This is a genomic window from Aestuariispira ectoiniformans (assembly GCF_025136295.1).
Lineage (GTDB): Bacteria > Pseudomonadota > Alphaproteobacteria > UBA8366 > Aestuariispiraceae > Aestuariispira_A > Aestuariispira_A ectoiniformans.
In genome coordinates this window covers 2,248,471-2,265,556 of sequence record NZ_CP062788.1, presented here as the reverse complement: position 1 = coordinate 2,265,556, position 17,086 = coordinate 2,248,471, and the positions used below count along the sequence as shown (strand labels likewise).

The 17,086-nt window shown below is 57.0% G+C and carries 13 protein-coding genes and 1 pseudogene; 10 read left to right on the top strand and 4 right to left on the bottom strand.

Features of this window, described 5'->3' with window-relative positions:
• Positions 1-14: 14 nt before the first annotated feature.
• From IF205_RS10775 to IF205_RS10755, 5 genes are all read left to right on the top strand, one after another.
• Positions 15-1,580 carry a phytoene desaturase family protein gene (locus IF205_RS10775; protein ID WP_259779373.1) on the top strand — a complete coding sequence of 522 codons (1,566 nt, stop codon included), beginning with the start codon at positions 15-17 and terminating at the stop codon, positions 1,578-1,580.
• A complete protein-coding gene (locus IF205_RS10770) occupies positions 1,577-2,077 on the top strand; it encodes a MarR family winged helix-turn-helix transcriptional regulator (protein ID WP_259779372.1) in 501 nt (166 codons plus the stop codon). Before IF205_RS10775 ends, IF205_RS10770 begins: the two co-directional genes overlap by 4 nt.
• Before the next feature lie 8 nt (positions 2,078-2,085).
• Positions 2,086-4,236 (top strand): thiamine pyrophosphate-dependent enzyme, encoded by a 2,151-nt coding sequence (locus IF205_RS10765; protein ID WP_259779371.1) that lies wholly within the window; start codon positions 2,086-2,088, stop codon positions 4,234-4,236.
• On the top strand, positions 4,233-5,792 hold the full coding sequence (locus tag IF205_RS10760; RefSeq protein ID WP_259779370.1) for an indolepyruvate oxidoreductase subunit beta family protein: 1,560 nt from the start codon (positions 4,233-4,235) through the stop codon (positions 5,790-5,792). Before IF205_RS10765 ends, IF205_RS10760 begins: the two co-directional genes overlap by 4 nt.
• A gap of 261 nt (positions 5,793-6,053) precedes the next feature.
• Complete coding sequence (locus tag IF205_RS10755; RefSeq protein WP_259779369.1) at positions 6,054-6,773, top strand: haloacid dehalogenase type II; 720 nt, start codon at positions 6,054-6,056, stop codon at positions 6,771-6,773.
• Between the two features lie 25 nt (positions 6,774-6,798).
• Here the strand turns inward: IF205_RS10755 and IF205_RS10750 are convergent, their stop codons facing one another.
• Positions 6,799-7,701 (bottom strand): LysR substrate-binding domain-containing protein, encoded by a 903-nt coding sequence (locus IF205_RS10750; protein WP_259779368.1) that lies wholly within the window; start codon positions 7,699-7,701, stop codon positions 6,799-6,801.
• Positions 7,702-7,839: 138 nt separating this feature from the next.
• On the opposite strand from IF205_RS10750, the gene IF205_RS10745 reads away from it, so the two are divergent.
• From IF205_RS10745 to IF205_RS10730, 4 genes are all read left to right on the top strand, one after another.
• On the top strand, positions 7,840-8,865 hold the full coding sequence (locus IF205_RS10745) for an amino acid ABC transporter substrate-binding protein (protein WP_259779367.1): 1,026 nt from the start codon (positions 7,840-7,842) through the stop codon (positions 8,863-8,865).
• Between the two features lie 72 nt (positions 8,866-8,937).
• Positions 8,938-11,028 (top strand): ABC transporter permease subunit, encoded by a 2,091-nt coding sequence (locus IF205_RS10740; RefSeq protein WP_259779366.1) that lies wholly within the window; start codon positions 8,938-8,940, stop codon positions 11,026-11,028.
• Positions 11,029-11,039: 11 nt separating this feature from the next.
• The gene (gene metC, locus IF205_RS10735; protein WP_259779365.1) at positions 11,040-12,275 is read left to right on the top strand and encodes a cystathionine beta-lyase; all 1,236 of its coding nucleotides are present in this window, start codon (positions 11,040-11,042) and stop codon (positions 12,273-12,275) included.
• 1 nt (position 12,276) lies between these two features.
• Positions 12,277-13,026 carry an amino acid ABC transporter ATP-binding protein gene (locus IF205_RS10730; protein ID WP_311195685.1) on the top strand — a complete coding sequence of 250 codons (750 nt, stop codon included), beginning with the start codon at positions 12,277-12,279 and terminating at the stop codon, positions 13,024-13,026.
• A gap of 64 nt (positions 13,027-13,090) precedes the next feature.
• On the opposite strand, the pseudogene IF205_RS10725 reads toward IF205_RS10730, so the two are convergent.
• Positions 13,091-13,387, bottom strand: a pseudogene (locus tag IF205_RS10725) (methylmalonyl-CoA mutase family protein); the annotation flags it as partial.
• 51 nt (positions 13,388-13,438) lie between these two features.
• Between IF205_RS10725 and IF205_RS10720 the strand changes: the two are divergent.
• Positions 13,439-13,573 carry a hypothetical protein gene (locus IF205_RS10720; RefSeq protein WP_259779363.1) on the top strand — a complete coding sequence of 45 codons (135 nt, stop codon included), beginning with the start codon at positions 13,439-13,441 and terminating at the stop codon, positions 13,571-13,573.
• A gap of 34 nt (positions 13,574-13,607) precedes the next feature.
• On the opposite strand, the gene IF205_RS10715 is transcribed toward IF205_RS10720, so the two are convergent.
• Positions 13,608-15,014 (bottom strand): DUF4123 domain-containing protein, encoded by a 1,407-nt coding sequence (locus tag IF205_RS10715; RefSeq protein ID WP_259779362.1) that lies wholly within the window; start codon positions 15,012-15,014, stop codon positions 13,608-13,610.
• A complete protein-coding gene (locus IF205_RS10710) occupies positions 15,014-17,020 on the bottom strand; it encodes a type VI secretion system Vgr family protein (RefSeq protein ID WP_259779361.1) in 2,007 nt (668 codons plus the stop codon). The genes IF205_RS10715 and IF205_RS10710 overlap by 1 nt, the downstream gene beginning before the upstream one ends.
• Between the last annotated feature and the right edge of the window lie 66 nt (positions 17,021-17,086).

Here is a 17,086-nt window from a genome sequence, read left to right as displayed (position 1 = left end):
GAGGGATACGATCAGTGACGAAGGTTGACCATATCATCATCGGGTCCGGAATTAACGGCCTTGTCGCCGGTGCATTACTGGCGCGCAAGGGCGACAAGGTACTGATCCTCGAACGATCCGAGCGACCGGGCGGTTGCATGCGGACGGAGGAAGCTACCCTACCCGGTTTCCATCATGACGTTATGGCCGCAACCTTCGTCCTGTTCCTCACCTCTCCCGCCTTTCGAGAACTGGGGGATGATCTTGCCAAACATGGCCTGGAATTCTGCCACAGTACTAAGCCGACGGCGGTTCTGCGCCCCGATGGCAGCGCCCTTTATCTCGACCGGGACCGCACGGCCAATATGAAGGCTTTCAACGAATGTTCTCCGGGAGATGGGGATCGCCACGGACAGGATGTCCGAGAGATCGAGGCTGACGCGGACCTTCTTTTCACCCTTCTGGGCGGTGCGCTGTGGAGCTGGCCGACGGCTAAACTGCTTCTGGGCCAGGTCTACCGCCGTGGCCCACGGGGCCTCGTCAGTTGGTTTGGCAAGGCAATGACCTCTGCGCGAAGCTGGCTGGAAAGCAGTTATGACAGCCCGGATATTCAGGCGCTCTGGGCACCTTGGGTGCTGCATATGGGCCTGTCGCCGGAAAGCACATCCTCCGGTCTGATCGGCAAGGTCATTGCCTTCACGCTGGAGGCTGCGGGCGCACCGGTGGTCAAAGGTGGTGCGGGAGCGGCAGCGACAGCCTTCGTCAACCTGATAGAAGCTCATGGCGGCGAAGTCCGGTGCAATACGACCGTCGACCGAATTCTGATTGAGAACGGTCGCGCGACCGGTGTCGTCACCGCCGACGGCGAAACGATCACCGCGCGCAACGTATTGGCCTCCGTCGCGCCGGACCAGCTTTACGGACAGCTTTTGCAGGACGCGGCCCTGCCGGAGGATCGGCAGGCCCAGCAACGCTTTCGTCACGGCAAAGGCAATTTCCAGCTTCACTACGCCCTGGACGCGGCCCCGCAATGGGCGGCAGAAGGGTTGGAGGATGTTGCCCTCATCCATCTGAGCGACGGGATCAATTCCGTATCCAAATCCGCCAACGAGGCCGAACGCGGTATGCTGCCCGAAACGCCGACGATCTGCGTCGGTCAGCCCCACCGCCTTGACCCGACCCGCTGCCCGGACGGCAAGGCCATACTTTGGCTGCAGATTCCAGACGCGCCACGCATCATCAAGGGAGATGCCGCAGGCAAGATCGCAAGCACGGAATGGGACGAGGCTACCCGCGAGGCCTTTGCCGACCGGATCGAAGACATCCTGCGCCGTCATATCGTCAATTTCGATACAATCAAACTAGCGCGCCGGGCCTATTCCCCGCGTGATCTGCAGGCGCTTAACGTCAATCTGGTTGGCGGCGACCCTTATGGCGGTGCCTGTTCAATCGACCAGTTCTTTGCCTGGCGCCCCTTCCCCCATTCTGTGAATGGGCGGACTGCCTTCCAGGGACTACTGCATATTGGGGCTTCCACCCATCCCGGCCCTGGGTTAGGTGGAGGGTCCGGATATCTGGCAGCGAAAGGACTGGGCGCATGAGTGACAAAAGCATTCTCGGGACGGATGACGAAAAACCGGTAACGAACCTTCCCCGGTTGGGCGAGATCGGTCTGCGGAATTTCGCCCCCTACCTTATGAACCGTATCATGGCCCGCTATAACCACTCCCTGCGGGAGGAAATCGCCAAACAAGGGCTGACCACGCCAAAAATGCGCGCGCTGGCGGTGCTTTCGGTCATGGATGGCATTTTGATCCGCGAACTGGCCGTTCATGCCGTAGTCGAACAATCAACACTCAGCCGGGCGCTGGATCAAATGGCCGCGGAAAACCTGATCCACCGGGAAGCCGATGCCGAAGACAGCCGCGCTACCCGCGTTTCACTGACCGTGGAAGGCAGGGCCGCCTTTGACGCCATGTGGCCGCAGATGGCCGCCGCCCACAAACAGATGTTTCAGGGCATTCCCGACGACGAGCGGCGCGTTTTCGTGACGACGCTGCAAAAAATTCTGTCGAATATTCGCAAAAACGATATCTGAGGTACCCAATGGCCGAACGCTCTTTCAAGGCAGAGGTAAAACACCTGCGACGCGGTGCAGGCGAGACATTTACCGGTGAGGGGATTCTGGCAATAACCAAGGCCCTTCTTGAAAACGGCGTCGGCTATGTCGGTGGCTATCAGGGTGCGCCCATCAGTCATCTTATGGATGTTCTGGCGGATGCGGAAGACCTGCTGAGCGAGCTTGACGTGCGCTTCGAGGCCAATGCCTCGGAAGCCGCCGCAGCAGCCATGCTGGCCGCCTCCGTCCATTATCCCATCCGCGGCGCGGTTACTTTTAAAGGTCCAGTTGGCGTCAACGTCGCCTCCGACGCCCTGGCCAACTTGGCGTCGTCGGGAGTTACCGGCGGCGCCCTTATCATTGTCGGCGAAGACTATGGCGAAGGCTCCTCGATCATGCAGGAGCGCAGCCATGCCTTTGCCATGAAGTCTCAATTCTGGCTTCTGGACCCCCGGCCCAACCTGCCCTCCATCGTCAAGGCGGTCGGCCAGGGCTTTGAATTGTCGGAAGCCTCCAACACGCCGGTCATGTTAATGGTGCGGATTCGGTCCTGTCATGTGACCGGAAGCTTTGACACCAGCGACAACAGGCGCCCACCGCTCAGCGTGCGCGACGCCCTGTCCAACCCGCAAAAAGACTTTAACCGCGTCGTGCTGCCGCCCATGTCCTATGCCCATGAGCAGGACAAAATTAAAAACCGCTGGCCTGCGGCCGAAAAATTCATCCGCGAAAACAAACTGAATGAGCATTTCGGCCCGGAAAAAGCCCCCGCAGGCATCGTCTGCCAGGGTGGCATGTATAATGGTGTCATCCGCGCCCTGCAGCGGCTGGGCCTCGCCGATATTGCCGGCAACACCGACATCCCGCTCTACGTCCTGAACGTCACCTATCCGATCGTTGAATCCGAATTCCTCGATTTTTGTGCCGGTAAGGATGCGGTACTGGTCGTTGAAGAAGGCCAGCCGGAATTCATTGAACAGTCAATGTCCACCATGCTCTACCGTGCCGGATCAACGGTAATGCTGCACGGCAAGGATATCTTTCCCCTGGCCGGGGAATATACCGGCGACGAGATGCTGAATGCGGTAACGGCCTTCCTGAAACAAACCAATCCGGCCCTGTTGCCCGATCAGGTTCTGGCTCCCAACAGCCCGGTTCCACAGGCACCCGACCTGTCGAAGGTTGTCCCGATCCGTCCGCCGGGATTTTGCACCGGATGCCCTGAACGGCCCATTTTCGCCGCCATGAAACTGGTTGAGAAGGAATTGGGCCAGCATCAGATCAGCGCCGATATCGGCTGTCATCTGTTTGCCTCGCTGCCGCCTTTCGAAATCGGCGGGCAGACCATGGGCTATGGCCTCGGCCCCGCATCCAATGCCGCTTTCGACGGCGGCGGGGAAAAGCGCGCCGTATCCATCATCGGCGACGGCGGCTTCTGGCATAACGGCCTCAGCACTTCTATCGGCAATATGGTCTACAACAAGGCCGACAGCCTCGCGATCGTCGTCGACAATTATTATTCGGCGGCGACAGGCGGCCAGGACCTGCCCAGTTCGCGCGCCGACAATCCGACCAAGGCTACGAAAAACCCGATCACCAATGCCGTGAAAGGTATCGGGGTCAACTGGGTGCGCCAGGTGGACCGGACCTATGATGTGGCCCGCATGCGCGAGGTTATCCGCGATGCCCTGACCACGGACGAGAAAGGCCCGAAGGTGATCGTGGCCTCCTCCGAATGCATGCTGAACCGGCAGCGGCGCGAAAAACCGCAGCGCGCCAAGGCAATTCGGGAGGGCCGCCGTATCGAGGCCCCGCGTTTCGGCGTGGACGAGGATATCTGCACCGGCGACCATGCCTGCATCCGGCTTTCCGGTTGTCCGTCGCTATCCCTGAAACGGCTGGACGATCCCCTGCGCGACGATCCTGTGGCTTCGATCGACCAGACCTGCGTGGGCTGCGGCAATTGCGGCGAGGTGGCCGAAGCCGCCGTCCTCTGCCCCAGTTTCTACCGCACCGACGTTATCCATAATCCGGGACGGGTGGAACGCTGGGCGGCCCGCCTTCGCCAGCGCCTCATCTCCTGGCTGCAATCCCGACGCAGCAACCGTCGCCTTGAACTCGCGGAAGCAATCCGATGAACAGTATTTTACCTCTGCAGAAAGCCGGTTCCGCCACGGATCTCGGCGGGATTATCAAACTGGCCGTTCTGGCCGTCGGCGGACAGGGTGGCGGCGTCCTCACCGGCTGGATCGAGGGTCTGGCCCGATCCCGGGGATATGTCTGCCAGGCAACCTCCGTCGCTGGCGTCGCCCAGCGCACGGGGGCCACAATCTACTATATCGAAATGGCCCCTGCCCTGGACAACGGAACCCCCGTCTTCTCACTGGCCCCCGCCCCCGGCGATGTCGACATTATGATCGCTGCGGAAGTGATGGAGGCCGGGCGCGCTATCATGCGTGGCTTTGTCACCCCGGATCGCACAACCCTCATCGCCTCCACCCACCGCGTTCTGGCCGTAAGCGAAAAGATAGTGCCGGGTGATGGCATCGCCAAGGCGGAGGAAGTTGAGACCGCGGCCAAAGATGCCGCAAAAAAACTCGTCCTCTTGGACATGGAGAAAATCGCCGTCGACAACGGCTCCGTCATTTCCGCCTCTCTCTTCGGAGGACTGGCTGGTTCCGGTGCGCTTCCCTTCCCGGAAGCCTCCTTTGAAGAGGCGATCCGGGCCGGAGGCCGGGGGGTGGAAGCCTCTCTGCGCACCTTCAGGAAGGCTGCCGACGCGGCCCGGTCCGGGCCCGTTCTGCCCGCAACGTCAGCCACCGATACATCTCAAAACACTTCGGCCCAGGACATGCGTGGCCCGGCAAAGCTGCTAAAGGGCTGGGCAACGCTCACCCAGCGCGTCGATGCCTATCCGGACGCGGTTGCCGAACTTGCCCGTCCGGGTCTTCGCAAGGTCGTGGACTTTCAGGACCTGCGCTATGGTTCCGACTATCTGGACCGGTTGGATCGGATTCTGGCACTGGACGACCCTGCGGAGGGCCACCTACTGTCACGGGAGGCGGCGAAATATATCGCCAATGCCATGGCCTATGACGATGTGATCCGCATTGCCGACCGCAAGACCCGCGGCCTGCGTTTTGACCGCATCCAGAAAGACATCAAGGCCGGGGAGGATAATCTCGTCCACCTGACGGAGTTCCTGCATCCACGCGCCGAAGAAATCGCAGGCCTGCTGCCCGCAGGACTGGGCTCAAAGGTCGAGGCCAGCCCCGCATGGATGACGCGGCTGGACCGATGGTTTTCCAAGGGTCGCCGTGTTCGCACGGACAGCCTGCGCGGTTTCCTGATGCTTTATCTGGTAGGCGGGTTACGCGGCTGGCGCAGGCGCACCCACCGTCATGCGCTGGAACAGGCTCATCTGGAAGACTGGCTGGCGCTGGTGGTTGCGACAAGACCGGCCGACTATCACCTGGCCGTCGAAATCCTGCGAACCCGCCGGTTGATCAAGGGCTATTCGGATACCCATGCACGAGGTCTATCCAAATTCGACAAGGTACTCGCCAACCTCCCCCTGCTGAAAGGACGGGAAGACGCCGCCGACTGGATACGCCGCCTCCGCGAGGCTGCCCTGCAGGATGAGGAAGGCAAAGCATTGGACGGTGCCATACGGACGATCAAATCCTTTGCCTGACGCCAGTCTCCCAGGCTTTCGAAGGGATCAGGCCTGTCGCGCAAATCCGTACCAATTCACTGACGCTTGGCTTATATCGCCCATGCAGCGCGTAGCCATGGTGCAGTTTAAAACTCCTCGGGCCCATTTCCGTCAACAAAATGGCTACGGATTTGGGCTGCCTCTACGCAAAGAAACATTCTACTATAAAGAGAAATAAATTTGAAAAATCTCTATATAGAATATAAGCTTCAATTTCTATTCAATTGAGGATTTCCGGTAATGAGGGTATCCGATTTCAAGGCCCTTACTTTCGATTGCTACGGCACGCTAATTGATTGGGAATCAGGCATGGTGCAAGGCTTGACGCCGCTCACGTCGAGGGTCGAGGCCCCCTTGTCCCGAAATGCAATCCTTGAAGCCCACGCCCGCCATGAATCATCCCAACAATCCCAGACACCGGGCAAACCCTACCGAGAACTTCTCGCCATCGTTTACCGCCGCTTGGCAGAGGAGTGGAGGGTTCCGGTGTCCTGGCAAGAATGTGTCGCCTATGGTCAGTCCGTAAAGAACTGGCCGGCCTTCCCGGACAGCGCCAAAGCCCTGGGGTATCTGAAAAAACATTTCAAGCTGGTCATTCTGTCCAATGTTGACAATGAAAGCTTTGCCGCGAGCAACGAAAAACTCGGTGTGACATTCGATGCGGTCTATACAGCCGAAGATGTCGGATCCTATAAACCCTCGACGCGGAATTTCGACTATATGCTGGAAAAACTGGCGACGATTGGCGTGACAAAAGAGCAGATATTGCATACGGCAGAAAGCATGTTCCACGATCACGCCCCGGCCAATCGCTGCGGTCTTGCATCCTGTTGGATTTACCGGCGTTTTGACCAGGACGGTTTTGGGGCAACCATGGACCCCGGCGAGATGCCAAACTACAATTTCCGTTTCAACAGCATGGCAGAGCTTGCCGCCGCCCACGAGGTGGAAACAGCCTGAACCTCACCGACAGAATTCGGCCCTGTCATTGGGTTAAATAGCGGTCTGCCGCCAATTGTTCCTCCATTTTACGCAGGAAGATTTCTGCCGTGCGCGACAGCGGTCGACCTGACGGCAAGAACAGGAAATAGTCAAAAATCAATTCTGCCTCGAATGGTTTGACGACCACTCCGCGCGCCTCAAAGTCACGGGCTACAAAGGGACTGACAATGGAAACGCCAATCCCCTCCAGAACGAGGCCGCAAATGGTTGCTGCATATTGCGTCTCTACTACTTCGTTCCGGCTCACCCCCGCCTCGTCGAAAAAGCGGTCTATGCGTTGCCGGGTCATATCTTCCATCGCTAACGAAATGAAATTCTCGCCTTCCAGGTCACGGGGCGCTATGGAATCGCGGTCACTCAGGCGATGGCCCGGCGGCAGGACACAGACACCATTGACCGTACAAAAGGGTTCGATCCTCACGCCCGGCACTTCGGGCGCCGGACGCGCCAATCCCATCTCAAACTGACGGTTGGCCACCCACTGGCGGACGGTGGACGAACTGCGCACCTGAAGTTGGATTGACGTTTCAGGATAATCCATACGAAACCGCTGGATCACCTTGGGTACGAACCCCATGGCAAGCGCCGGCAGGCAGGCAATGCGCAACTGGCCACCCCGCAGGTCGCGAATATCAGCCGCCTTCCTGCGTAGCAAGTCCAGCCCGGCAAAGGTTTTTTCGACCTCCACCAGCAGCATTTCCGCGTCCGGTGTCGGAACAATTCCCGACCCCCGGCTTCGTTCAAACAAGGGGAAGCCCACTGAATACTCAAGATCGCGTATCAATCGTGTCACAGCGGGTTGTGAAACATTCAGGCTTTCCGCGGCCCGCGTTACGGAACCGTTGAACATCACAGCCCGAAAGGCGTCGATCTGTTTGAGGTTCATTTAATATCTCATAACAAAAATGAATTGGTTTAGCTTATAATTGTATTTTACTTTATGATAAGGCCCATGCCAAGAATCCTCCCCTCATCCGCGCCACAAATCGCCGCGCGGCAGAATAGAAAAGATATGGGGAGTGTTATGAAGAAAAAATCCACCCTGACCTATTGCATCGCAACGACCATGCTCGTGCTCTCCGTTGTGGGGGGTAAGGCCGCGCTGGCCTCCACCTTGGACATCATCAAAGACCGCGGGATGGTACGCTGTGCGGTCCATACCGGCCTGGCTGGAATGTCCTTGCCAGACAGCCAGGGGAAATGGTCCGGCCTGTTCGTGGATTACTGCCGGGCGCTGGCAGCGGCCACCCTGGGCGACGCAAACAAAGTCGAATTCGTACCTGTCACATCGAAGCAGCGCTTCACCGTATTGCAGTCCGGAGAGGTTGACGTGCTTTCCCGCACCACCACCGTGACGCTGAGCCGGGATTCCAGCCTCGGGCTGAATTTTACCGGCGTCATGTTTTATGACGGGCAAAGTTTCCTTGTGCGTAAAGAGTTGGGTATCAGCAGCGCAAAGGAACTGGATGGCGCCACGATCTGCGTGAAACAGGGCACGACTGCGGAACTCACATTATCGGAATATTTCGAACGAAACGGCATGACCTATACGCCCGTAGTGTTCGAAGGTACCAAGGAAGCCACCACCGCTTTCTTCTCCGACCGATGTGACGCCTACACAACCGATGCCTCTGCGCTGACATCCATCCGCCTGTCAGATGCGCCTGATCCCGACGACTATGTCGTATTGCCTGAACGCATTTCCAAGGAACCACTGGGGGCAACCGTCCGTAGTGACGACGATCAATGGTTCGATATCAATAAATGGTTGCTGAATAACCTGTTGGCCGCAGAGGAATTGGGCGTAACTGCAGCAAATATCGACAAGATGAAGTCCTCAGACAATGCCACGATACAGCGTATCACCGGCGTGAAACCCGGCATGGGCAAGGCCCTGGGACTGGATGAGGAATGGTCCTACCGCGCCATCAAGGCCGTCGGGAATTACGGTGAACTTTATGCAAAGCATATCAAGCCACTCGGTATTGAGCGAGGGGCGAACAACCTCTACCGGGACGGCGGCCTGATGTATCCCCTGCCGATCCGCTAATCCCTTCCCAATCATCACGGATGCCGCCCCATAAGGCGGCATCCCCCGTTGCCTTGATTGAGACATTTTGCCATGAGCCTCAGATCCCTTGTTTACAATCCCCACTTGCGCGCGACAGTAATGCAGCTTGGCCTTTTGGCCCTAGTGGTCGCTGTTGCCGCCATCCTGATATCCAATACCCTGCACAACCTCGAAAGTCGCAATATCCAGACCGGCTTTGACTTCCTTACCGAAGCTGCCGGTTTCCGAATTGGCGAGACCGCCCTTCCCTTCACGCCAAGCTCCAGCTATGGCAAGGCCATACTGATCGGGCTGCTGAATACTTTGAAAGTATCGGCATTTGCCATTGTTTTCTCGACCTTGCTGGGCATAGGCGTTGGCATCGCCCGCCTATCCACCAACTGGATACTGAAGCGTCTCACCGCCGTTTATGTCGAGGTTATCCGCAACGTTCCCCTCCTGCTCCAATTGTTTGTCTGGTATGCCCTGATCACAGAAGCCCTACCAGCCAACAGGATGGCCGTGAACCTTGGCGATATGGTCTTCCTGTCCAATCGAGGTATCTTCTTTCCAACCTTGTCCGAATGGACGGCCTTTGGTCCTGTTCTCGATATCCCTGTTCTGAAAGGCTTCAACTTCGTCGGCGGCGGCACGATCACGCCCGAGTTCTTCGCTCTGGTTGTCGGTTTGTCTGTCTATACATCGGCCTATATCGCGGAAATCGTACGCGCCGGGATACTCTCGGTCCCCAAGGGTCAACGGGAGGCCGCCGCGTCCCTGGGCCTTTCCAGTTTCCAGGCGATGCGCAAGATCATCCTGCCCCAGGCACTGCGCATTGCTGTACCTCCGGTTACAAGCTGGTATCTCAACACGGTCAAGAACAGTTCACTTGCAATCGTTGTCGGTTATCCCGATTTGGTCTCGGTGATTGACACATCAATCAACCAGACGGGCCAAGCCATCGAAGGCGTGGCGGTTATTATGGTCGTCTACCTTAGCATCAGCCTGTCAATCGCCGCGTTTATGAATTGGTATAATACACGCGTTGCCCGGTTCGGCCCGGTTGGCGGCAACATCGCCAAACTGCCACAAGGCAAACGGTTTGACCTGCTAACACGGTCCGGCATCCTGGCCTGGCTGAAGCACAACTTCTTTTCCAATCCGATCAACAGCCTGCTGTCGGTCCTCCTGGCGGTAATGGTTATCTGGGGGCTTTGGGTAATCCTCGACTGGGCAGTACTGTCCAGCAGCATCAACGGTGGCGCTCAGGCCTGCAGGGAAGCGACCGGTGCCTGCTGGGCATTCATCGCCGAAAAGTATTCCTTCATTTTGTTTGGCACCTACCCCTATGAGGAACAATGGCGACCGTCCCTCGCGGTTTCCTTGTTCCTCGTCCTGACCTGCGTCAGCTTTTATCAACGATTTTGGCGTCCTGCCCTATTCATCGGCTGGCTGGCGGTTATCGGTGCCATGCTTCTACTGATGGGCGGCGGCGTTTTGGGTCTTTCCTCTGTCCCCACATCACTTTGGGGCGGTCTCCCGGTAACTCTGATCCTTGCGGTGCTGGCCATATTGGTCGGGTTGCCTATTGGCATTCTATTGGCCCTGGGGCGCATTTCCGACCTGAGGATCGTCCGTCTCCTGTGCACCACCTATATCGAAATCATCCGTGGCGTCCCATTGATCAGCGTCCTGTTCATGGCAGCCGTCATGTTCCCGTTATTCATGCCGCAATCTCTGACAATCGACAATTTCCTTCGCGTCCAGACCGGCCTGATCCTTTTTGCCGCTGCCTATATGGCCGAAGTCGTGCGCGGCGGTCTTCAGGCAGTTCCCAAAGGTCAATATGAAGGAGCCTCCGCCTTGGGCCTGACCTATTGGCAGTCCATGCGAAAGGTGATCCTGCCACAGGCCTTGCGTGTGTCCATCCCCGCGATGGTCAACACCTTCATCAGTGAGGTGAAGAACACCACCCTGGTTCTGATCGTCGGCATTTTCGATTTGCTGCATGCGACGAAAACCGCCCTCGCGGAGCCCGAATGGCGAATTTTTTACAAAGAGGCCTTCCTGTTTACCGGCCTGTTGTTCTTCCTGATCTGTTTGTCCCTGTCTTGGGGCAGCCAGATGCTGGAACGGAAAATCAACAATCGTGAATGTCACTAAGGATAAGAAAAATGAAAGACGTGAGACAATCCGCTTCGACTGATAACGCCACAAGCCAACCCGGAGATTTCAGCGATGCCACCTATTTGCTGCATAGCGGCCCGGCCCCATCCCGGCAGCAAGGTGTCCTGAACCCACCGATCTATCGTGCATCGACCATTATCTATGACGATATGGACAGTTATGTGGACCGGCGATCCCGATTTTTCGATGGCGTTATGTATGGCCTTTACGGCACCCCGACCACCCAGGCCCTGGCCGACGCCATCAGCCATCTGGAAGGAGGCACGGGCACGGTCATTACCGGATCAGGAACAGCCGCCATTGCCTGCGCACTTGGGGCCTTCGTCGGGGCAGGCGACCATATCATCGTGGCCGATACTGTCTATGGCCAGACAAGGAACTATTGTGAGGAAATACTGACACGCTTCGGTGTCGAGATTTCCTATTTCGCCCCCGATCAACTGGATCGCCTGGAAGCGATGATCAAACCGACAAGCAAACTGATCTTCCTGGAGAGTCCTGGATCCCAGACATTCGAGATGATTGATGTTCCGCGGATTGTGACGCTGGCCCACAAACACGGGCTTCTGACTGCCATCGACAATACCTGGGCAACTCCACTTTTCTATAAACCACTTCGTGAAGGCGTGGATATTTCCATTCAGTCGGGCACCAAATATCTGTCCGGCCACTCGGACGTCATGCTGGGTTCTATTTCGGCAAATAACCGGCCCCTTTTTGAACAACTCAAGAAGACGGCAGGCAGCAATGGACATATGGCCAGCCCCGACGACTGTTATCTCGTTCATCGCGGCATGCGCAGCCTCGACATTCGCATGGCCCGCCACCAGGAAAACGCACAAATCCTGATGACCTGGCTGGCACAACAACCGGAAGTCTGCCGTATTCTGTCACCTGCCTGGAAGGACGACAGCGGTCACGCGATCTGGATGCGGGATTTTAGCGGTGCCAGTGGATTATTCGGGGTTGCCTTCCACAAGCATTATGCCACCCGTCTTCCCCGATTGATCGACAGCCTCCAGCTCTTCCGTATCGGATCAAGCTGGGGCGGCTATGAAAGCCTGGTCGTACCGGTATACCCCAAACCAGCACGCCATTATCCGTCCGACAGGCTTGAAAACCCCGTTATCCGTTTTCACGGCGGCTTGGAGGCCCCGGAAGACCTGATCAGAGACCTTGAAAAAGCCTTTCATGTCCTGCGTAACAGCTCCGGGAGTGAGTGACATGCAACAGCAAGAATCCAATGCACTGATCTCTATTCGCGGGCTTGAAAAGCATTTCGGGGCTTTTCAGGCATTGAAGGGCATCAATATGGATGTGACCGACGGCCAACGCATCGTTATCTGCGGCCCGTCCGGATCAGGAAAATCCACGTTGATACGTTGCATCAATCACCTTGAAAAACACGACCGTGGGCAAATTATCGTCGACAATATCGAATTGACGGGAGACTTGAAAAATATCGACGAAATCCGCCGGGACGTCGGCATGGTTTTCCAGCATTTCAACCTATTCCCACATCTTACGATCCTGGAGAACTGCACCCTCGCGCCAATGCTGGTTCGCAAGCAAAGCCGCCGCCAGGCCGAAGAAGTAGCCATGCATTACCTGCAGCGGGTTCGCATCCCCGATCAGGCAAACAAATACCCGGGCCAACTATCCGGCGGCCAGCAACAGCGCGTCGCGATCGCACGATCTTTATGCATGCGTCCCAGGATCATTCTGTTCGACGAGCCAACATCCGCCCTGGACCCGGAGATGATCGGCGAGGTCCTCGAAACCATGGTCGATCTTGCCCAGGACGGCATGACAATGATCTGCGTAACCCATGAGATGGGTTTCGCCCGTCAGGTTGCCGACCGGGTTATCTTCATGGATGCAGGAGAGGTGATCGAAGAAAATACACCTGATGCCTTCTTCAATCATCCACAGCATCAACGAACCCGCCTCTTCCTCAGCCAGATCCTGCATTAGCCGAAGCCAAAGGCCCCATTCTCACGAACGGGGCCTTTTTCCAGGATGATTTTTCATAGTCAGGTCAGAAGACCGGCTTCTCCCTGTACACCCCCCAGAGCCCCTTTAGCTTTCCCACGATGTCGCCCATGGTTGCCCCTTGTTTGACCAGCTCTATTGTCACTGGCATCAGATTGGCACTCTCATCCCTTACCGTATCGACAAGTTCGTCCAGCAACGTTTGCACGCGGGTTTCGTTCCGATTAGCCCGCACGCCACGGGTGCGGGCAATCTGACGTTCGGCGGTCGTGGCATCATATGGATGGATTTCGATTTTCACACCGCCCTCATCAGTCATATAGCGGTTCACACCAATCACGGGTTTTTCGCCGGATTATTTACGCAACGCGGTTTCATAGGCAAGGTCGGCGATATGTTTCTGGAACCAGCCTTCCTCAATCAGTTTGATCATACCGCCCAGTGGATTAACGATCTGCGTAACGTTGGTTTCGTCAGCAATGCCATCTGCATCGCATTTTCGGTCGAAATGGAAAAATCCTCGTCATAACCGTTTGTATGCTGGGACTGTGCACCTCAATGTGTCACGCCTCCCCGCCAACAGCGCTACTGCCATCCTTAGGGCACAGCGCTTCATTCAGCTTTTTCCGCTCAATCCAGCGACCGATGGTCTGGCCGTCATCCTCTCCGTCTCGCATTAATTTTGCTCGAATTCTGCCGCGCGGTCTCCACGCAACGAGCTGGTCGCGTTTGCGCCAGCCAGGCGTTTGTTCATCAAACAAAATCGTCTCTGCTTCCGGATACCCCGATGGAAAGGCTTCACCGAATTCGAGAATCATACTGACCATGGTCGAAACCTGGTTCCGAGACGACATTCCAAATGCGCTCGCCTTTGCCTCACCCACCCTGACAGCGTTCAGCAGTGCGTCGTGACCGATATCCGGAAAATCCGAGGCCAGATCCCGTGCCAGCCCCAGTACGGCTTTTTCATTGTATAGGCAGGAGAATTTTTCAAATTCAGGAGGATCAATGCGAAACCCTACCGCACTTGAAACCGGCGCCCCCCAGTCCTCCAGCATCTCAATACGGATCAACCTGCCGTCGAGGCTTCCCTCGGGTGCAAAAGGATCAACCGGCTCCGTCAGGTCCACATCGGCCGACTGAAGGAAAAACGGGCTCAAGGGCGCGATCATGCTTTTGACCGGCCGGAAAAAGCGGTGCATTTTCCATGGCTCCAGCGTCGCCGCCATATCTGCCAGCACACGAGGATCATAAAAGCGGAAATAGACCGGCGCGCCCTGGCTTGCCGGTGTCCACAACATGGTGAATTTCCGAAAATGGGCGCGGAGCTCTTTCATTGATGCGCCGGATTGCAAGAGAATCCCCCAGTGTCTGTCCTGTGGAATTGCCCGCAGCCAATCGAGAAAGGGGCTGTCACGATCGAGGCGGACGAGCCAGGGAGCCAATGCCTGACTTGCCGGATCAACTGTTGAGTACAGGCAGGCATGAGGCGGATTATCCTGCCGCAGGCGGTCTTGAATCTCCCTGCAATTCACGCCATCGACGACTGCCCAAAGCGGTGGGGCGTCCGGCGTGAACAGAATGTCCCAGTCGATTTCCGTCATGGCGGTATGACCGGCATCAGACGTCGCCTCTGTCAGCGCGGCGTCCAGTTCCTCCATATCAACATGCGGTCGCATCTCACCAAAGACGACCGGGCGCATAGGATTGGCCTGCCGCGCCAGTGCGGCGAGGCTTTGAGACATGCCCGCACGCGCAAAATGCTGTAGCAGAGGCTCGACCTCTTCCAGCCAGACCAGCGCAAGTCCCAAATCCTGCAATGCTTTGGTCAACGTGACCTCGAAAGCCTCACGGCCCGTGGCAAGAACAACGACACTTGCTGTCGCTTCATCCGCCTCAACCTTCCAGACACGTGCGTCCGGTGACAAGGCCCGGACATGGCATGTTCCAATCCAGGGTGCCTCGGACATCACTTAGCCTGCACATCTTTTGGACAGTGAGAAACAAAGGGACTGCCGCTGCCAGCCGCCGCCTCAAGCACCGCCGGAATGGCCGGGACGGCAGCCGCGCCGGGAGACGCAGCCCCCACGTTAAGCACGGGCGCGACATCGACGCTTCCTCCGGACACCACAACCGCGGTTCCGCCGGAGACAAGCGTGATCTTGCTGGCATCCAGGACAATTTCGCCATCCGACTTGAACGTCAAATCACCGCCGGACTTGGTCATATATGCCCCACCGACGGTCAGTCCCCGCTCACCATCAACCTTTTCAGTCAGGTTCTTGGTGACAGTCAGGTCCATATTGTTGTCGATCTTTTCGACCCGGTCCTTTGCAACGGCGAGATAGGAATTGTTGCCGATCGTCGCCGTGTCATCATAATCGACCCGCTTTTTCCTCGAGTTCACGACATGCAGCTCCATATTCTTCTGGGCGTGCATATAAATGAATTCCTGATCCGCCTCATCTTCGAAGGTCAGTTCGTTGAACCCCTCTCCTTTATGGGTCTGGGATTTGATGGTGGTGCGGGTCTTATGTTCGGGCAGTGACATCGGCGGGCGGTTGACCGCATTATAGGTACGGCCCGTGACAATCGGCTGATCCGGATCGCCCTCAAGATAATCAACAATCACTTCATGCCCGATACGCGGCACAGCCATATGCCCCCAGGTGCCGCCAGCCCAATTCTGACTCACCCTGATCCAGCAGGACGAAAGTTCGTTTTTCTGACCGTAGCGGTCCCAAGGGAACCAGACCTTTACCCGGCCATATTCATCGCAATAGATTTCCTCACTGGCCGGCCCCGTGACAATAGCGATCTGTGGTCCATCCACCAATGGCTTGCGGGCCAGCGGGGGTCTGTATGGCAAGTGGCCCGGCATTGTCGTGAAGGATGCGGAATACCGCGTTTCACCACCGCCGGAATCTTCCTCCAAAGCAGCCGATTGCGCGCCACTATGGGAAACACTCAGCACCCGGTGACGACCGTTGACCCGCTCAACATCATGCCCTTTGAGTTCAAAATGATAGCCGGGGCTTAAATGGATATTGTTGGTCACCCCCTGCCCGGTAGTAGCATCTGCACGCACACTTTCGATCCTGAACTTGGTGAAGGGATCGCCAACGCTGGGGTCCTTATAGCGTCCCGGATAATCGTAAAGCGCATAATTGCCGTCCTGGCCGCCCTTTTCCTGCCCGACATGATTTCGACGTTGATTAGCCGGCGGGTTTTTAAAGGTGTAGTCGTTTAGTTCATATGCCGTCGACCGCAAACGCTCCCGCTGGGAGAAGGCACTTACCCAACTGCTCCGGCTTTGCCCTCCTGAACGGGAGTTATACTGGATCTCTGCCGCATGTTGCAGAACCGGCGTTGTAAGAGGTGTGTCGGTCAGAATCATCTTGTGACCGCTACGGCTGTGCTCAAAGAAGTAAAAAATGCCCTCTTCCGCCAGTAGACGCTCCACAAAGGCACGATGCGTTTCACGATACTGTGTACAGTATTCCCGCACGCCGTGGTCTTCTTCCAGCCGCCATTCCACATTCGTGATAGTATATTGGTCAAAAACCTCCGCCACGATCTCAGGAACGGTTTTCGCCTGCCAGATGCGGCTGTCCGACCCATGGTCAAGCCGGGACAGGGTTGGGCGCAGGGTTACCTTATAGAAAGTCCTGCGCGTACCACTATCGCCGCGTTCTGCCTCGGTCACGATTCCATGAAGGAATCGCGGCTCATCATATTTGTTGTAAATCCCGACACAGGCCGGTTCATCCATCAAGCCCTGCAATTCGATATCCGCGTCATCGGAGGCCAGATCGACCTGCACTTCGAAAGGCTCATTGATACTTTCAGACGCAGTGAACCCCACAACCCGCAAGTCGCCGACAGCCCCCGAAAAGGCGAAGGCAAGGTCCTGATCCTGCCCCAACACGCGCTGTGCCTGACCGGAGAACATCTCGTCCGTTTCCACATCTTTCATACTGAAGGCCTCCTGCGAATTCGCCTATAAGTCTTGTACGTTCCGGCCCCCATAGTTGGGCCTGGC

Excerpts from the sequence above, each read along its gene's own strand:
- IF205_RS10745 (WP_259779367.1), top strand. The coding sequence starts at position 7,840 with ATGAAGAAAAAATCCACCCTGACCTATTGCATCGCAACGACCATGCTC.
- IF205_RS10720 (WP_259779363.1), top strand. The coding sequence starts at position 13,439 with ATGTTTCTGGAACCAGCCTTCCTCAATCAGTTTGATCATACCGCCCAG.
- IF205_RS10770 (WP_259779372.1), top strand. The coding sequence starts at position 1,577 with ATGAGTGACAAAAGCATTCTCGGGACGGATGACGAAAAACCGGTAACG.
- metC (WP_259779365.1), top strand. The coding sequence starts at position 11,040 with ATGAAAGACGTGAGACAATCCGCTTCGACTGATAACGCCACAAGCCAA.
- IF205_RS10765 (WP_259779371.1), top strand. The coding sequence starts at position 2,086 with ATGGCCGAACGCTCTTTCAAGGCAGAGGTAAAACACCTGCGACGCGGT.
- IF205_RS10710 (WP_259779361.1), bottom strand. The coding sequence starts at position 17,020 with ATGAAAGATGTGGAAACGGACGAGATGTTCTCCGGTCAGGCACAGCGC.
- IF205_RS10740 (WP_259779366.1), top strand. The coding sequence starts at position 8,938 with ATGAGCCTCAGATCCCTTGTTTACAATCCCCACTTGCGCGCGACAGTA.
- IF205_RS10755 (WP_259779369.1), top strand. The coding sequence starts at position 6,054 with ATGAGGGTATCCGATTTCAAGGCCCTTACTTTCGATTGCTACGGCACG.
- IF205_RS10730 (WP_311195685.1), top strand. The coding sequence starts at position 12,277 with ATGCAACAGCAAGAATCCAATGCACTGATCTCTATTCGCGGGCTTGAA.
- IF205_RS10750 (WP_259779368.1), bottom strand. The coding sequence starts at position 7,701 with ATGAACCTCAAACAGATCGACGCCTTTCGGGCTGTGATGTTCAACGGT.
- IF205_RS10760 (WP_259779370.1), top strand. The coding sequence starts at position 4,233 with ATGAACAGTATTTTACCTCTGCAGAAAGCCGGTTCCGCCACGGATCTC.
- IF205_RS10715 (WP_259779362.1), bottom strand. The coding sequence starts at position 15,014 with ATGTCCGAGGCACCCTGGATTGGAACATGCCATGTCCGGGCCTTGTCA.